The sequence below is a fragment of the Paraburkholderia sp. BR10954 genome, from assembly GCF_040965775.1.
Taxonomy (GTDB): Bacteria; Pseudomonadota; Gammaproteobacteria; order Burkholderiales; family Burkholderiaceae; genus Paraburkholderia; species Paraburkholderia youngii.
In genome coordinates this window covers 30,574-46,562 of the sequence record NZ_JBFRCK010000003.1, presented here as the reverse complement: position 1 = coordinate 46,562, position 15,989 = coordinate 30,574, and the positions used below count along the sequence as shown (strand labels likewise).

General features: G+C 62.6%; 14 protein-coding genes and 1 tRNA gene. 9 read left to right on the top strand and 6 right to left on the bottom strand.

Going from position 1 to position 15,989, the window contains the following annotated elements; genetic code table 11:
* Positions 1-65 precede the first annotated feature (65 nt).
* The 4 genes from rpoD (at position 66) to AB4Y34_RS05235 (ending at position 5,093) form a co-directional block, all read left to right on the top strand.
* Positions 66-2,456, top strand: a complete 2,391-nt coding sequence (gene rpoD / locus AB4Y34_RS05250; protein WP_176378920.1) for an RNA polymerase sigma factor RpoD — start codon at positions 66-68, stop codon at positions 2,454-2,456.
* A 153-nt stretch (positions 2,457-2,609) separates the two neighbouring features.
* Positions 2,610-2,697: transfer RNA gene (locus tag AB4Y34_RS05245), tRNA-Ile, on the top strand.
* Between the two features lie 197 nt (positions 2,698-2,894).
* Positions 2,895-3,065: a hypothetical protein gene (locus AB4Y34_RS05240; protein WP_368715452.1), complete on the top strand. Its 171-nt coding sequence runs from the start codon at positions 2,895-2,897 to the stop codon at positions 3,063-3,065.
* Positions 3,066-3,950: 885 nt separating this feature from the next.
* Positions 3,951-5,093, top strand: a complete 1,143-nt coding sequence (locus AB4Y34_RS05235; protein ID WP_368595442.1) for a porin — start codon at positions 3,951-3,953, stop codon at positions 5,091-5,093.
* 152 nt (positions 5,094-5,245) lie between these two features.
* Here AB4Y34_RS05235 and AB4Y34_RS05230 read toward each other — a convergent pair whose 3' ends face one another.
* Positions 5,246-6,376, bottom strand: a complete 1,131-nt coding sequence (locus AB4Y34_RS05230) for a porin (protein ID WP_368715654.1) — start codon at positions 6,374-6,376, stop codon at positions 5,246-5,248.
* A 282-nt stretch (positions 6,377-6,658) separates the two neighbouring features.
* Here AB4Y34_RS05230 and AB4Y34_RS05225 point away from each other — a divergent pair, with 282 nt between their 5' ends.
* Positions 6,659-7,015: a transposase gene (locus AB4Y34_RS05225; protein ID WP_176378922.1), complete on the top strand. Its 357-nt coding sequence runs from the start codon at positions 6,659-6,661 to the stop codon at positions 7,013-7,015.
* 18 nt (positions 7,016-7,033) lie between these two features.
* Here the strand turns inward: AB4Y34_RS05225 and AB4Y34_RS05220 are convergent, their stop codons facing one another.
* Positions 7,034-7,774, bottom strand: a complete 741-nt coding sequence (locus AB4Y34_RS05220; protein WP_368715451.1) for a Crp/Fnr family transcriptional regulator — start codon at positions 7,772-7,774, stop codon at positions 7,034-7,036.
* Between the two features lie 182 nt (positions 7,775-7,956).
* On the opposite strand from AB4Y34_RS05220, the gene AB4Y34_RS05215 reads away from it, so the two are divergent.
* On the top strand, positions 7,957-9,591 hold the full coding sequence (locus AB4Y34_RS05215) for an acyl-CoA synthetase (protein WP_368715450.1): 1,635 nt from the start codon (positions 7,957-7,959) through the stop codon (positions 9,589-9,591).
* A 72-nt stretch (positions 9,592-9,663) separates the two neighbouring features.
* Here the strand turns inward: AB4Y34_RS05215 and AB4Y34_RS05210 are convergent, their stop codons facing one another.
* Entirely contained in the window at positions 9,664-10,302 is a 639-nt protein-coding gene (locus AB4Y34_RS05210) for a LysE family translocator (RefSeq protein ID WP_176378925.1), read from the bottom strand.
* 460 nt (positions 10,303-10,762) lie between these two features.
* Here AB4Y34_RS05210 and AB4Y34_RS05205 point away from each other — a divergent pair, with 460 nt between their 5' ends.
* Positions 10,763-11,029 carry an H-NS family nucleoid-associated regulatory protein gene (locus AB4Y34_RS05205; protein WP_368715449.1) on the top strand — a complete coding sequence of 89 codons (267 nt, stop codon included), beginning with the start codon at positions 10,763-10,765 and terminating at the stop codon, positions 11,027-11,029.
* 94 nt (positions 11,030-11,123) lie between these two features.
* On the opposite strand, the gene pcaG is transcribed toward AB4Y34_RS05205, so the two are convergent.
* Together pcaG and pcaH are read right to left on the bottom strand one after the other, a co-directional pair.
* Entirely contained in the window at positions 11,124-11,711 is a 588-nt protein-coding gene (pcaG, locus tag AB4Y34_RS05200; RefSeq protein WP_368715448.1) for a protocatechuate 3,4-dioxygenase subunit alpha, read from the bottom strand.
* A 3-nt stretch (positions 11,712-11,714) separates the two neighbouring features.
* Positions 11,715-12,419 (bottom strand): protocatechuate 3,4-dioxygenase subunit beta, encoded by a 705-nt coding sequence (pcaH, locus tag AB4Y34_RS05195; protein WP_176107243.1) that lies wholly within the window; start codon positions 12,417-12,419, stop codon positions 11,715-11,717.
* Positions 12,420-12,530: 111 nt separating this feature from the next.
* Between pcaH and pcaQ the strand changes: the two genes are divergently transcribed.
* Entirely contained in the window at positions 12,531-13,553 is a 1,023-nt protein-coding gene (pcaQ, locus tag AB4Y34_RS05190; RefSeq protein WP_368715447.1) for a pca operon transcription factor PcaQ, read from the top strand.
* Positions 13,554-13,828: 275 nt separating this feature from the next.
* A complete protein-coding gene (locus AB4Y34_RS05185) occupies positions 13,829-14,956 on the top strand; it encodes a 4-hydroxyphenylpyruvate dioxygenase family protein (RefSeq protein WP_368715446.1) in 1,128 nt (375 codons plus the stop codon).
* A gap of 55 nt (positions 14,957-15,011) precedes the next feature.
* Here the strand turns inward: AB4Y34_RS05185 and AB4Y34_RS05180 are convergent, their stop codons facing one another.
* Entirely contained in the window at positions 15,012-15,944 is a 933-nt protein-coding gene (locus tag AB4Y34_RS05180; protein WP_176378929.1) for a LysR substrate-binding domain-containing protein, read from the bottom strand.
* Positions 15,945-15,989: the final 45 nt, after the last annotated feature.

Genomic DNA, 15,989 nt, shown 5'->3' with positions numbered 1-15,989 from the left:
TAATCAAAAGTTTCTAGCGGTTTGTTTTTTCAAGGGTTTTCCTAGCAAAGGCGAAAGGCGATGCGATGGCAAAGACGACAGGCGGAAATCAGACAACTGGCTCACGCGCTAAAGAGCGCACCGGAAAAGTTACCGAAGCCAGGCTGACTGCATCCGCCAGAAAAACGTCGGCTGTCAGCGTTGCGCCAGCTGCCGGGAAGAAGTCGTCGACCACTGCGGCCGCGCAGGCCGCACCGGTTCGGGCGGCGAAAGCTGTAGCACCGCCGGCTGCCAAGCGGGCGGGTGTCAGAAGCGCAAGGGAAGCGGCTGCCGTTCAGGACGATGCGGCAGCGCGCGTGACTTCAGTATCCACGGTTCATCCGGCTGTTGTCCAACAGCCGGGGGTCGAGACTACAGCCGGTACGGCGAACTCCATGACGAAAAAGCTGAATGAAGTACCCGTCGATGACGATGCAACCCAGGCCGAAGAAACCGCTGCCGCCGCACCGGGCAAGGTGGAAAAGGTCAAGGCTCGCGACCGTCGTGCAAAGGAAAAAGCGCTGCTGAAGGATGCGTTCGCGTCGTCGCAGCCTGGCACGGTGGAGGAACTCGAGGAGCGTCGCTCCAAGCTGCGCGCGCTGATCAAGCTCGGCAAGGAGCGCGGCTTCCTCACGTACGCTGAAATCAACGATCACCTGCCGGACAACTTCACCGAGACCGAGGCGATCGAAGGCATCATCAGCACGTTCAACGACATGGGCGTCGCGGTCTACGAACAGGCCCCGGACGCTGAAACGCTGCTGCTTAACGACAACGCGCCCGCGGCTTCGTCGGACGATGAAGTCGAAGAGGAAGCCGAAGTCGCGCTGTCCACCGTCGACTCCGAATTCGGCCGCACTACCGACCCCGTGCGCATGTACATGCGCGAAATGGGCACGGTCGAGCTGCTTACGCGCGAAGGCGAAATCGAAATCGCGAAGCGCATCGAAGACGGCCTGAAGCACATGGTGATGGCCATCTCCGCGTGCCCGACCACGATCGCCGACATCCTCGCGATGGCCGAGCGCGTCGCCAACGACGAAGTGCGCATCGACGAACTCGTCGACGGTCTGATCGACGCCGACGCGGAAGACGCCGACGGCTTCTCCGCTCAGGAAGCGGAAGCGATCGAGAACGAAGACGAGGAAGCCGAGGAAGAGGACGAAGAGGACGAGGAAGAGGACGATGGCTCGGCGCAAGCCACCGCCAACGCCGCGCAGCTCGAAGCGCTGCGGCGCGCGTCGCTCGAAAAATTCGCGTTGATCAGCGAATGGTTCGACAAGATGCGTCGCGCGTTCGAGAAGGAAGGCTACAAGTCCAAGTCGTACCTGAAGGCGCAGGAAACCATCCAGAACGAGCTGATGACGATCCGCTTCACCGCGCGTACCGTCGAGCGTCTGTGCGACACGCTGCGCGCGCAGGTCGATGAAGTGCGCCAGGTCGAGCGTCAGATCCTGCATACGGTAGTCGACAAGTGCGGCATGCCGCGCGCGGAATTCATCGCGCGTTTCCCGGGCAGCGAGACGGACCTCGAATGGGCCGACAAGATCGTCTCGGAGGGGCATGTATATAGCGCGATCCTCACGCGCAACATTCCAGCGATCCGCGAACAGCAGCAGCGTCTGCTCGATCTGCAGGCACGCGTGGTACTGCCGCTGAAGGACCTGAAGGAAACCAACCGTCAGATGGCGGCCGGCGAACTGAAGGCGCGTCAGGCAAAGCGTGAGATGACCGAGGCGAACCTGCGTCTCGTGATCTCGATCGCGAAGAAGTACACGAACCGCGGTCTGCAGTTCCTCGACCTGATTCAGGAAGGCAACATCGGCCTGATGAAGGCGGTGGACAAGTTCGAATACCGTCGTGGCTACAAGTTCTCCACGTATGCGACGTGGTGGATTCGCCAGGCCATTACGCGTTCGATCGCCGACCAGGCGCGCACGATCCGGATTCCGGTTCACATGATCGAAACGATCAACAAGATGAACCGCATCTCGCGTCAGATCCTGCAGGAAACTGGTCTCGAGCCGGATCCGGCAACGCTGGCCGAGAAGATGGAAATGCCGGAGGACAAGATCCGCAAGATCATGAAGATCGCGAAGGAGCCGATCTCGATGGAAACGCCGATCGGCGACGACGACGATTCGCATCTGGGCGACTTCATCGAAGATACCAACACGGTCGCCCCGGCGGATGCCGCGCTGCATGCGAGCATGCGCGACGTCGTGAAGGATGTGCTCGACTCGCTGACGCCGCGCGAAGCGAAGGTGTTGCGCATGCGTTTCGGTATCGAGATGAGCACCGATCACACGCTCGAAGAAGTCGGTAAACAGTTCGACGTGACGCGTGAGCGGATTCGTCAGATCGAGGCGAAGGCGCTGCGCAAGCTGCGTCATCCGAGCCGTTCCGACAAGCTGAAGTCGTTCCTCGAAGGGAATTGACGGCGGCGGCCGCGGCTGGCCGCACATGATGCGATAGAAGGGGCCGCCCGGTCGTTTCGCGGAAGCGAAGCGGTTGCGCAGGCCCCTTTTTCGTGTAGTATGTCGGCCAATCGACGAAACGGGCCCGGCCTTCACGACCGGGTCTTTTTTCTTGGGCTGGACGCCGTGTTGGTTGCAGGCAGTGGACTCATAATCCACCTCCGAAAGGACATCGTGGGTTCGAACCCCACCCGGCCCACCAAAGTATCGAAAAAAGGGTTCCGAATTCCGGAACCCTTTTTGTTTTTGGGGCGGCCTTCGTCGGGCGTGGCGTTGCAAATTCGGTTTCGAGCCAGCGCGATTTCTACAGGCGCCGCCGCGGGCGAACTGCCAGCGATCGCAGGAATAGCCGTTGCGCATCCAGCGTAGGGAGCTGTTCCCATCCGCCTGGAGGCCGTCATGCAAACCGACCCAACCATCGACCCCGCCGCGCCTCCGAATCAGCCGCTGGAGGAATCCGACGGCGAGCCGCGTCCATTGCCCGACACGCCGCCCGACACCGACCCGCTCGCGCCGGGTTCCTCGCCCGAGGACGAGGAGGCGCTCGAGCGCGATCCCCGCAAGACATAAGCGGTGCTCGCGCGTAATCAGGGAAAGTCCGTGTAAATGCGGGTGCCGCCCGGCCGTTAATTGAATGCGGAAGGCTTGTTGATGCACGCCGTCCGCTTTCAGCACGGGTCTTGTCACGCGGCGGCCGGCGCCGCAATTCACCTCCGGGCAATGCCCGTGCTGAAGGCTTCTTCGTTTAGTCGCGAGCGCATCTTATAGAGACGTGACAAAGCGTGAAATAGAAGACCGTCGCAAATGGCGGTTTCTCAAAAGTGAATGCTGATTCGACGAGGCAGGCTAGAACCGATGTGCTGCCGGGGACTGGCAGCAACTGCTTAAGCTGGCCAATAAAGATCGAGTGAATAAGCGGTCTTGTCGATTCGACAAGTTAATCGGCCCCGCCTGAAACGATTAATTGCTAGACGCGCCAAGATGACTGCATTAACTCCATTAAGTTCCGGCCATCGCAAAATTAATTTGAAACAACGCGGAAAACCATCATTCGAACCGTTCGATTCCAAGAAATATCGACGGTTTTTTCGTCAGCTTGCTCCGACCCGATTACGTCACGCGTATTAAAACACTGTTGCAAACGCACAACTTCGAATATTGGCGCGTTGCAAATTCGTATTGGCTGGGGCTGGCGATCCGGCACTTAGATCTTACGACAAACGTTGGAAAAACAATAAGTTATGCCCGCCGGCCCCAACATTGTTGCGAAATTCGAAAAATCCTGTTGCGTGAATTGTCGGCGTCGATACCAGGGTGTCCCCCTACACTCACGCTTCGCTTCAAGGGTGCCCGGTGGATCCGAACGGGTCGGCCAAGCGGGCGGCGGCGGATGCGATGCATCGGCTGCTGAGGCAGGTCCTGCTCCCCGTATAAATTTTTCGAATTGGAGTTCCCATGAAAAAGAGTCTCATCGTCGTTGCGGCTGCCGCATCGTTCGCTTCGGTCGCTCACGCACAAAGCAGCGTGACCCTGTACGGTCTGATCGACGCAGGTCTGACCTACACCAGCAACGTTGCTGGCAGCTCCAAGTGGGCAGCAAATAGCGGCGGCATCGACCAGAGCCGCTTCGGCCTGCGTGGCTCGGAAGATCTGGGCGGCGGTCTGAAGGCAATCTTCACGTTGGAAAGCGGCTTCAACATCAACAACGGCCAGTTCGCCAACAACAAGGGCATGTTCAACCGTCAGGCCTTCGTCGGCCTGTCGAGCGCGCAATTCGGTACGGTCACGCTGGGTCGCCAGTACGACGCAGCGCAGGACTACCTCGCACCGTTGACCGCAACGGGCAGCTGGGGCGGCACGTACTTCGCGCACCCGTTCAACAACGACAACCTGAGCACCAACGGTGGTCTGTCGGTCAACAACTCGATCAAGTACTCGAGCGCTAACTACGCTGGCTTCACGTTCGGCGGCACGTACGGCTTCTCGAACCAGGCTGGTGGCTTCGCCAACAACCGTCAGTACAGCTTGGGCGCTGCTTACCAGTGGCAAGGCCTGCACCTCGGTGCTGCCTACGCTCAGCAAAACAACCCGGCTGCTAACACCAGCGGCGCATCGGACGGCGTTCTGGCGAACACGTCGGGCGTCCTGACGGGCAACTTCCGTCAGCGTCAGTTCGGCGCAGGCGCTTCGTACGGCTTCGGCCCGGCGCTGGTCGGCGTGGCCTGGACGCAATCGCGCGTCGATAACCTGGTTGGTGCAGCAGCTGGTCAGCGTCAAGGCCACACCAACAACTACGAAATCAACGGCAAGTACAACCTGACGCCGGCGATGGCTCTCGGCGTTGCGTACACGTTCACCGACGCACGCGGCTACGGCATCAACGCCGACGGTAACGACATGAAGACCCGTTACCACCAGATCGGCCTGCAGGCTGACTACTCGCTGTCGCGTCGCACCGACGTCTACGCTCAGGCTGTGTACCAGCACGCAATGGGCGACGGCGGCGTGGCTTCGATCTACAGCGGCGACAACACGGTTCCGACCTCGTCGTCGAAGAACCAGACGGCTGCTACGGTCGGTCTGCGTCACCGCTTCTAAGCTTCAGCAGAAGCTGCCCGTAGTACAGAAAGGTGCCGTTCGCGGCACCTTTTTTTATGCGCGCGGCAGACCGGTAAGCCTGTTTCCGTATGCGAGAGCCAAAAAAACGGGCGTCCCTGGGGACGCCCGTTTTGCGATGACGACCCGGAGCCTTAGAAAATCGTCCGCAGACCGAGCGCAACGCCGGTCTGATTGTTGCGGCCCGGCAGTTCGACCGAGGCCGCGCCTGACACCTTGTCGAAATCGACGGTGCCGTACACCTCGGTGCGTTTCGACAGCGCGTACTCGGCCAGTCCGACGAACGTGTAGCGATAGCCGCTACCGACCTGGCCATTGCCGATCGCCGCGTTCGACATGTGGTCGTAGTACGCGGCGCCCGTCAGCGTCAGCGCGCGCGTGGCCTGCCACGTGACACCGGCGAACGGTCCGTTGTCGATGCGGCCCGAGCCCTTGACGATATCGACGCCCGGCACGAGCGTCTGCTGCGCGAGCGCGCTGTCGACGAAGCCGGTGTCGTCCTTCGATTGCAGATAGCCGACGTACAGCTTCGTCGAGCTGAACGCATAAACCGCGTTCGCGTTGAAGATGGTCTGCTTGTGATTGCTGTTGTCGCTGTTCTGCTGCACGCCGGCCGCGACCGACAGCGGACCCGTCACGTACGACAGCGTGAAGCCGTACATGTTGCCGGCGCCGAGATGGCCCGGCACCTGGCCCGAGAAGCCGCCCGCGCCGGTCGATGCCGAGTTCGTGCCGAACGAGTACATCGCGGCCACCGTCAGGCCGTTGAACGTGCCCGTGTACTTGACCGCGTTATCCGCGTACAGCCCCGCGCCGAGCGCGCCAGGCAGCCACGAGTTCTCGTTGTAGTTGCCGACCGTGAGCGGGTCGTAGGTATCGCCGAGCAGGTCGAACAGCGGCGTCTTCTGGCGACCGAGCGTCAGCGTGCCGTACTGACTGCTGACGCCGACGTATGCGTTTCGATTGAAAATGCGCTGGCTATCCGAGGCCGAGCCGTTCTGCAGGTTGATACCGCTTTCCAGGTCGAAGATCGCCTTGAGGCCGCCGCCGAGATCTTCCGAACCGCGCAGACCCCAGCGGCTGTTGGTGATCGCGCCGTTGGTCATGTACAGACGGTCGTCGTTTTTGGCGTTCGAATTCGTCAGATAGCGCACGCTGACGTCGGCGACACCGTACAGCGTGATTGAGCTTTGTGCCAAAGCCTGTTCGGACGTCACGACAAGCGCGGCGCCGCCGACGAGCGCGGCGGTCTTGATAAAGCGGATGTGTCTCAAGGGATTTCCTGCGTGTGGAGAGAGATCTTTTAGTTCGGCCGCGGCGCGCGCCGGGGGGCGGCGGCGCCGGGCGCGCCGATGATAGACCACGATCCGCGTCGAGCCTTCAGCGCGTTGACGCAATAGCCTATTGCCATTTTTGACATTGCGCCGTTCCGGATCACAAAAGTTGACTTTCTCCCAGGCAAGCTTCGAGTAGTCTCGAACGAGTTGACGTAACGACACTACTTTTGGAGCGACGCCGGCACGCGCTTGGCGCGTGCGCTTTCACGCATGAATAGTCCATCTTCCGAATCCATCGGGACCACGCCGGTCGTTCAGGAGTTGACCGACGAGCAATGGCAGCAGGTCGCGCCGCTATTGCCCGAAACCCTGAATGACGACGTCCCGCGGCGTGGTCGTCCGCCGATCGATATTCGCCACGTGCTCAATAGCGTGATGTGGGTGCTGCACACGCGCGCACCGTGGAGCGCTATGCCCGGGCACTACGTGCCGTACCAGACCGCGCATCGCTACTATCTGCGCTGGAAAAAATCGGGCGTACTGAGCGCGATCATGCTCGCGCTGTTCAAGACCGACGCCGCTCTCGAAATGCGCGCGACACGCAAGGGCGGCGTGCGCGCCGGATAGCGTGCGCCCGCCGCGCCGCTAGATCTGCTCTCGTCCGTACGCCTCTAGCCGCTCGAGATCGAGCACCTCGATCTGGTTATATGACAGACCCAAAATCCGCAGCTTCTCGAGGTTCTGCAGCGCCTGATTGATGCGCTGCCGCGACACCCCCGCGAGCAAACCGACCTCTTCCTGCGAAATCGCCAGTGTGTGGCCCGTGTCCGGATACAGATCCGGGTTGAACAGCTGCGCGAGCGATTGCGCGACGCGTGCGTCCACATCGAGCAGCCGGCTGTTCTGGATCGATGCGATGAATTCCCCCATCCGGTTGTTCAACTGCCGGATCACGAAACCCGTGAACGGCAGGCTCGATTCGAGCAGCGCATGGAAGGTCGCGGACGGCACGCACATCACCAGCGACGGCTGGATCGCGGCGACGTCGTACTTGCGCAACTCGCGCTTGATCACGCTGCCTTCGCCGAACCAGCCGCCCGGCGGCACCCCCGACAGCGTGCAACTGCGGCCCGACGCGTTGTAGATAGCGAGCTTGATGAGCCCCGAATGCACGCCGATCCAATAGTCGGACGGTTGCTGGCGACGCGCGATCCACGCGCCGCCTTCAAAGTGCTCGGCGTGCCCGCTGGCGAGCACCATCGCCTGATGCTCGGCGGCGAGCGCGCGAAACCAGGCGCAGGTGGCGAACAGCCGCGCGAGGTCGGCAGGCGCGACGCGTTGGGGCGGGCGGGAGTCGGCGCGGTCGGTGAACGGAGCGACGGTCATTGGAGATACGCGTCCTGGGAGCGGTTCCGGCTGAGCCAGGTCAAGGCGGGGCGCTAGCGGCGCCACTCTGTCATTTGAATGACAGACAGTTCATGACGACAATTGCTAGGCTAGGCCCTGGTTATTCATAGAAGACGATCACAACAATCGGCGGCGCGGCTCGCGCCTCGGGAGACGAAGCAATGACACAGCACATGTTCGACGAAGGCCTCGGGCGGCGCGAGGCCAATTATGTCCCGTTGACGCCGATCGATTTCCTCGTGCGCGCAGCGCAAGTGTATGGCGAGCGGCTCGCGATCGTCCACGGGGAGATCCGCCGTAACTGGCGCGAGACCTACGAGCGCGCGCGGCGGCTCGCGAGCGCGCTGCACGAGGCCGGTATCGGCCGTGGCGATACGGTCGCCGCGCTGCTGCCGAACATTCCGCCGATGGTCGAGGCGCACTTCGGCGTGCCGATGGCCGGCGCCGTGCTGAACACGCTGAACACGCGGCTCGACGTCGCGACGCTGCTGTTCATGCTGCGCCACGGGGAGGCGAAGGCGTTGATCGTCGATACCGAATCCGGCGAGTTCGCGCATCGCGCTGCGCTCGAATTCCCGGAACTGCGCGTGATCAGCGTGGCCGATGCGCAGCCCGCCGACGCCGCGCAGTTCATCCGCGCGACCGACTACGAGCAGTTCCTGCAAACCGGCGACCCGTCCTACGAGTGCACTCCGCCCACCGACGAATGGGACGCGATCGCGCTGAACTACACGTCGGGCACGACCGGTGACCCGAAAGGCGTGGTTTACCATCACCGTGGCGCGTATCTGAACGCGCTGAGCAACATTCTCGAATGGGATATGCCGAAGCACGCGGTATATCTGTGGACGCTGCCGATGTTCCACTGCAACGGCTGGTGCTTTCCGTGGACCGTGGCCGCGCGCGCGGGCGTCAACGTCTGTCTGCGCAAGTTCGACGCGAAGACCGTGTTCGAGCTGATTCGCCGCGAGCACATCACGCACTACTGCGGAGCGCCGATCGTACAGAGTTCGCTCGCGAACGCGCCGGCCGAATGGCGCGAGGGCATCACGCATCGCGTGTCGACGATGGTCGCGGGCGCCGCGCCGCCGCCCGCGGTGATCGCGAAGATGAAGCAGATCGGTTTCGACCTGACGCACGTGTACGGGCTCACAGAAACCTACGGCCCGGCGGCCGTCTGCGCGAAGCAGCAGGAGTGGGACGCGCTCGACGAGCAAATCAGCGCCGACCTGACCGCCCGCCAGGGCGTGCGGTATCACCTGCAGGCGGCGGTCGCGGTGCTCGATGCGGACACGCTCGCGCCGGTGCCGGACGACGGCGAAACAATCGGCGAGATCATGTTTCGCGGCAACATCTGCATGAAGGGCTATCTGAAGAACGAGCGCGCGACCGAAGCCGCTTTCGATGGCGGCTGGTTCCACACCGGCGATCTCGGCGTGCGCACGGCCGACGGCTATATCCGCATCCGCGATCGCAGCAAGGACATCATCATTTCGGGCGGCGAGAACATTTCGAGCATCGAAGTCGAGGACACGCTGTACCGGCATCCGGCGGTGTCGGTGGCGGCGGTGGTCGCGATGGCCGATCCGAAGTGGGGCGAGGTGCCGTGCGCGTTCATCGAGTTGAAGGAAGGCGCGCAGGCGACCGAGGAGGAAATCATCGCGCACTGCCGGCTGTTTTTGGCCGGCTTCAAGTTGCCGAAGGCGGTGCGCTTTGGCGAGTTGCCGAAGACCTCGACGGGGAAGATCCAGAAGTTCGAGTTGCGCGCGCGGATCAAGGCGGAGGGAAAAGCGTAACGCGCCGCGATTAACGCTGTTTCAGGGCGGCGCGCAGCGAGTCACGCCGGCGCGCGCCGCTTCATGTTGGCGTCAAATCCCGACCTTGTGCGCATTCAGAATCAGCCGCAGACCTAGCGCGGTCACGGCGCCCGCGGCGATGCGATCGATCCACGCCTTCCAGTGCAGATAGATTTCGCGCGGCCGTTGGCTCGAAAAGCACAGTGCGACGATCGTGTACCAGCCCGCTTCGATCGCGAAGATCGCCGGCGGCAGCGCGAAATAGCACCACACCGGCGGATGCTGCGGCAGCAGCGCGGCAAAGATACTGCCGTAATAGACGGCCGTCTTTGGATTGCTGAGCTGCGTGCTCAAGCCGATCCAGAACGACTTGCGCGGATTGACGCCATTGCCGGGTTGCGTTTCGCTGAACGCGAGCGGCTTCGCGGCGCCGCGCCAGATTTTCGACGCCAGATAAACCAGGTAGACGCCGCCGGCCACTTTCAGCCCGACGTAGAGCCATTCGACCGTCGCGAGCAGCGTATAGAGCCCAAGCAGCGCGATGCCGCTAAAAAACACACCGCCGATGCCCATGCCGAGCGCCGTCGCGAGACCGTCGCCGCGCGACAGACCGATCGCGTTGCGCGCGACGATGACGAAGCTGGGTCCCGGACTCATCGCGCCCAATAGCAGCGCGGCGAGGATCGTGAGGATGGCGGTCGAGGCGGGCATGGTCGTGTCTCCTGAGGTCGGGCCGATACCAGATGCTCTGGCGAATCCCGGGTTTCGCATTGTCCGCCAATCGGGTGGTGGAAGCCACGATTACCGAAAACCCGGAAGTCCCGCAATTAGTACAATTAGAAAAACTTCTTTGCTGCGGCCAAAATACATCGAATGCTAGAATCACTTTCGATACGCTGAAGTTCCCTCGCCACGACGAGGCGACGCACGAAGCGAAACACGGGCGCAATTCGAGCGCCTTCTATTCTTCGAGTAGCCGATTCGCTTGATCCCAGCGCTTTAATTCAGAATCTGACAGGCATCAGTTGCAAATGCGGGTTTTTACGCATTTGCAGGGATCGCGTGAATTCGTCGAATCGCTTTCGTTCAAATTGAATTAAGCACGAGCCTCGCGTTGTGATGCGAGTTGCGAGTTCGTCTAATGCCAGCAAGAGCTGCGACACAATACGTTATGAAAGAACGAGAAGGACAACAACGACTGTTCGAACGCGACGAGAACCTGCGGGAGCGCATGATCGCATGGATTCGCCGACGCATGGACGACCACAACATCACCCTCGAAGCGCTGGCCGAATCGCTCGAAGCCGATGCGAACGCCGTGGCCGCGGTGCTGTACCGCGACGCGTTCGGCAACACGTGGGACGGTCACGGCGATAAACCGGCGTGGCTCGCGCGCGCGATTCACGCCGGACAAAGCATCGATCACTTCCGCTGCTAACGCGCGCAGGTGCACCGCGAAACGTCCGCGCGAAAAAAAGCCCGCACAGGCGGGCTCGATTTTTACTGCTCGGAGCTTCGCGACGAATCGCGCATCACAGGTCGAAAAACACGGTTTCCTGATCGCCCTGCATGTGGATGTCGAAGCGGTACACGTTGGCCGTACCGGCAACGCGGCGCGCGATCAGCGTGCCACGGCGCTCGGCCGGCACCGACGCCAGCACGGCGTCCTGCTCGTTCGCCTGCGCTTCGTCCTCGAAATAGATGCGCGTGAACGTGTGCAGCAGCATGCCGCGCATCGTCAGGATCACGTCGATGTGCGGCGCTTCGTCGGGATTCGCGCGGCCCGGCTTGACCGTCTCGACGATGAAGCGCTTATGCGGGTCCGTACCGGTACCGACGCGCGCAAAGCCGTGAAAGCCGGTCTTCAGGATGTCCTCGCGCGATTCCGGATAGTGGCCGTTCGAGTCGACTTGCGACATCTCGACCATCGCGTCGCCAACCACCTTGCCGTCGCCGTCGAACACCTGACCGACGATCGTGATGTGCTCGCCGGCCGCTTCCATGTCGGCCAGCACGTGCGTGAACAGGCTCTTGTAGTCGAAATCGTATTGCTGCGGGCAAAGACCGTAGGCGAAGTACGGACCAACGGTTTGCGAAGGCGTTTGCTTGAGAGTCGTCATGGCTTAGCGCTCCATCGGGGTTTCGTTCGGGCCGCGCAGCACGATGTCGAAATCGTAGCCGAGCGCATAGGCCTCTTGCGTAATGTCGAGCGAGAACTTCGAGATCATGCGCTCACGGGCGTTTTCCGGAGTGCCCTGGTAGATCGGGTCGAACGCGAGCAGCGGATCGCCGGGGAAGTACATCTGCGTGACGAGACGCGAGCCGAAGTGGTCGCCGAACAGCGAGAAGTGGATGTGCTGCGGACGCCATGCGTTCGGATGGTTGCCCCACGGATACGCGCCCGGCTTGATGGTCAGGAAGCGGTAACGGCCTTCGTTGTCAGTGATGCAGCGGCCCGCGCCGAGGAAATTCGGATCGAGCGGCGCGTCGTGCTGGTCGGCCTTGTGCACATAGCGGCCGGCGGCGTTCGCCTGCCAGATTTCCACGAGCGTGTTGCGCACCGGACGGCCGCCTTCGTCGAGCACGCGGCCCGTCACGATGATGCGCTCGCCGAGCGGCTCGCCATTGCGCACCGCGTTGCGGGTCAGGTCGTTGTCGAGCGGATCGAGGTCGTCGCTGCCGTAGACCGGCACGCGCTGGTCGCGCAGACGTTCTTTCAGCGGAATCAGCGGACGGGTCGGGCCGCGCTTGACCGACGAACCGTACGGCGGATAGACATACTCGGGATGGGACGCGAAGTCTCGCGGGGAAAGAATTGAATCTTCCATGAAGTGTCTCCGTTGGAGGAATCGGGGGATGCGGCGTTATGACTCGCACTTTATACAAAGCACGCGGTTATGAAAAATGACGTTTTTGCCCGTTTCGTATAACCTTCCGTTATGCAACGCAGTCTCGCGGATAGCCGCGTCAAATTTCGTCATCTCCAGTGCTTTCTGGCCGTCGCGCAGTTCGGCAGCGTCCAGCGGGCGGCGGACAGTCTGTCGATCACGCAGCCGGCGGTATCGAAGACGGTCGCCGAGTTGGAAACCATTCTCGGCGTGAAGCTGTTCGAGCGCGGCCGTCACGGCGCGGTGCCGACGCGCGAGGGGCAGCTTTTCATGCCGCACGCAAGCGCCTGCGTGAGCGCGCTGCGCCAGGGCGTCGATCTGCTCGCGCGCGCCGAGGGCGCGGCCGCAGCGACGCTCGAAGTCGGCGTGCTGCCCACCGTCGCCGCGGCGCTGATACCGCCCGTGCTGAAACAGTTCTCGACGCAGTGGCCGCGCGTGATCGTGCGCCTCGCGACCGGCGCAAATCCGGAATTGCTCGAACGCCTGAAAGCGGGTTCGATCGAATTCGCGATCGGCCGTCTCGCGGACCCCGAGCGGATGGTCGGCCTGAGCTTCGAGCAGTTGTTTACCGAGCCGCTGATCGCGGTCGTGCGCGCCGGGCATCCGCTCGCTCAGGGAACGGCCTTGCCGGCCACGTCGCTGGAGGATTTTCCGATCGTGCTGCCGCCGTTCGGCACGCTGATCCGCCAGTCGACCGAAAGCCTGCTGAGCGCGTGGGGCGTGGCGCCGTTGTCAGGGTTCGTCGAGGTGTTGTCGGTATCGACGGGGCGTGCGCTCACGCTCGAAAACGGCGCGGTGTGGTTCGTGCCGCAAAGCGCGGTCGAATACGAACTCGCGCACGACATGCTGGTGCGCTTGCCGCTGCCGTTTGCTGGCACCGGCGAGCCGGTGGGGCTGATCCGTCGCTCGGATACGCAGCCGTCGGCGGTGGGGCGCGCGTTCGTCGAGGCGGTGCGCGAGGTCGCGCGGGGCAGAATGGCGGCGGTGTCGGGCAAGGATGCGCGCAAAAGCACCGGTAAAACCGCCGGCAAAACGGCGCGCAAAGGCGGCCCGGGCGACGCGCCGCTCGAGTGATCCGGCGGCCTGCCGCACGCATGCCCCCGGGCGCCCATCGGCATGCCGTTCTCCGTATGAACCAACCAGTACAAAATGACGGTTGCGAATGCCCCGCGACCCGGTGTAAAAACACGGTGCGAAAGCCGCCGCAGCCCGTATTTTTTTTGCGGCACGCTGCGTGCACGCTACGAGCGGGCACGCGTCACGCAGCCCATCGCGAACGGCCGGAACGGTTCGCGCCGAACCCCGGAACCACCGGCCACCGCATCGAAAGACCGTACAAGGAGATTGCCATGCCTAGCGACTTGCCCACTCCCGAGGCCGCGCAGCGCGCCGTGATGGCGCCGGAGCACAATCCGCTCGGCACGGCCGGCCTCGAATTCGTCGAGTTCGCCGCCCGCGATCCGCAGGCGCTCGGCGAGACCTTCAAGCGGCTCGGCTTCAAGGCGATCGCGCGTCATATCAGCAAGGACGTGACGCTATACCGTCAGGGCGAGATGAATTTCCTGATCAACGCGGAGCCCGATTCGTTCGCGGCGCGCTACGCGGAGGAATACGGGGTCGGCATCTGCGCGATCGGGATTCGGGTCGCCGACGCGCAGCGCGCGTTCGCACGCGCGGTGGAGCTCGGCGCGTGGGTATTCGAGGGCGAACGCCTCGGGGCCGACGAACTGCTGATTCCGGCGATTCAAGGTATCGGCGATTCCCACATCTATTTCGTCGATCGCTGGCGCGGACGCGGCGGTCAGCGCGGCGGCCTCGGCGATATCTCGATCTTCGACATCGACTTCCGCCCCATCGAAATCGACACGGCCGAAGCCGATCTGAGTCACGCGGGCAGCGGCCTGGTCGCGGTCGATCATTTGACGCAAACCGTTGGCGAAGGCCGCATGCAGGAGTGGATCGACTTCTATCGCGACCTGCTGAATTTCCGCGAGATTCACGAGTTGCACGCGAATTGGCACGTGTCGGCGGAATCGCGCGTGATGGTGTCGCCGTGCGGCGCGATCCGCATACCGCTGTACGAGGAGGGCACGCGCCGGACCAATCTGATGCACGAGTATCTGCCCGATCATCCGGGCGAAGGCGTGCAGCACATTGCACTCGCCACCGACGACATCTTCGCGTGCGTCGAGCGTCTGCTCGCGAACGGCGTCGAATTCGTCGAGCCGCCGCCGCGCTACTACGAGCAGCTCGATGCACGCTTGCCTGGCCACGGGCTCGATGTCGAGCGGCTGCGGCGCACGCATGTGCTCGTGGACGGTGAGATCGGCGCGGACGGCGTGCCGCTGCTGTTTTTCCAGACCTTCGTACGCCGTCGCGCCGGCGAGATCTTCTTCGAGATCGTGCAACGCCAGGGACATCATGGCTTCGGCGAAGGCAATTTGGCCGCATTGGCGCAGGCGCGCGCCGGCAACTAAATTTCGCACGGACGCATGTGTGATTGATCCAATCACACATGCGACTGGCGTTTCATCACGCCCCCTCGGGCCGCTCCGCCAACTCCGGATAAATCGCGCCGTACGCGGCCGCTTCGCGCAGCAGCCACTCGCGAAAATTCGCGAGCGGTTTGCCATGGCTCAACTCGGTTGGGTACACGAGGTAGTACGCGGCGTCGGCAACGGCGAGTCCGTCGAACGGAATCACGAGACCGAACTGCTGCAACTGCGTGTCGACGAAGAAGCGCGGTACCAGTGCAATGCCGAGTCCGGCCGCGGCCGCGCTGATCAGCATCGTGTGCAGTTCGTAGCGCACGCCCTGCATCGTGCGATTGTCGTCGACGCCGAAGTTTGCGAACCAGCTCGCCCAGCCATCGGGTCGCGTCGTCGAATGAAGCAGCGGATAGCTGAGTAGTTCGGCGATGTTGCGGACCGGCCGCTTCAGCAGACTCGCCGCGCAGATCGGCACCACTTCCTCGCTGAACAGAAAATCGGCCGACGTACCCGGCCACGTCGGCTTGCCGTAGTGAATCGCCGCTTCGAAATGCGTGTCGGCGAACGGGAACGTCGCGGTACGCACGCCCATGTTCACGCGCACGTCTGGGTATTGTTCATTGAATGTCGCCATGCGCGGAATCAGCCATTGCGATGCGAACGTCGGCAATACCGCGAGTTCCAGATAGCCGCCGCCGCTGCCGTGCGCGATGATCGACAGCGTGTCGCGATCGAGGTGTTCGAGCGAGCGTCGCACCTGCGCGCTGTAGACCTTGCCCGCGCGCGTCAGCACGACGCGTTGCTTGACGCGCACGAACAGCCTCACGCCTAGATTGCTTTCGAGCGTATTGATCTGTCGGGACACCGCGCTTTCGGTGAGGAACAGCTCGCGCGCCGCGTGCGTGAAGCTCTCGTGCCGCGCCGCGGCTTCGAACGCGAGCAGCGCGCCCATGTTGGGAATCTTGAACTTTCGCACGTTAATTCCAAAAACGCATCAAGTGGCGATTTTATCTCGCTTTAC

Excerpts from the sequence above, each read along its gene's own strand:
- AB4Y34_RS05225 (WP_176378922.1), top strand. The coding sequence starts at position 6,659 with ATGAATAGTCCATCTTCCGAATCCATCGGGACCACGCCGGTCGTTCAG.
- AB4Y34_RS05205 (WP_368715449.1), top strand. The coding sequence starts at position 10,763 with ATGAAAGAACGAGAAGGACAACAACGACTGTTCGAACGCGACGAGAAC.
- AB4Y34_RS05240 (WP_368715452.1), top strand. The coding sequence starts at position 2,895 with ATGCAAACCGACCCAACCATCGACCCCGCCGCGCCTCCGAATCAGCCG.
- pcaH (WP_176107243.1), bottom strand. The coding sequence starts at position 12,419 with ATGGAAGATTCAATTCTTTCCCCGCGAGACTTCGCGTCCCATCCCGAG.
- pcaQ (WP_368715447.1), top strand. The coding sequence starts at position 12,531 with ATGCAACGCAGTCTCGCGGATAGCCGCGTCAAATTTCGTCATCTCCAG.
- AB4Y34_RS05235 (WP_368595442.1), top strand. The coding sequence starts at position 3,951 with ATGAAAAAGAGTCTCATCGTCGTTGCGGCTGCCGCATCGTTCGCTTCG.
- pcaG (WP_368715448.1), bottom strand. The coding sequence starts at position 11,711 with ATGACGACTCTCAAGCAAACGCCTTCGCAAACCGTTGGTCCGTACTTC.
- AB4Y34_RS05215 (WP_368715450.1), top strand. The coding sequence starts at position 7,957 with ATGACACAGCACATGTTCGACGAAGGCCTCGGGCGGCGCGAGGCCAAT.
- AB4Y34_RS05210 (WP_176378925.1), bottom strand. The coding sequence starts at position 10,302 with ATGCCCGCCTCGACCGCCATCCTCACGATCCTCGCCGCGCTGCTATTG.
- rpoD (WP_176378920.1), top strand. The coding sequence starts at position 66 with ATGGCAAAGACGACAGGCGGAAATCAGACAACTGGCTCACGCGCTAAA.
- AB4Y34_RS05185 (WP_368715446.1), top strand. The coding sequence starts at position 13,829 with ATGCCTAGCGACTTGCCCACTCCCGAGGCCGCGCAGCGCGCCGTGATG.
- AB4Y34_RS05220 (WP_368715451.1), bottom strand. The coding sequence starts at position 7,774 with ATGACCGTCGCTCCGTTCACCGACCGCGCCGACTCCCGCCCGCCCCAA.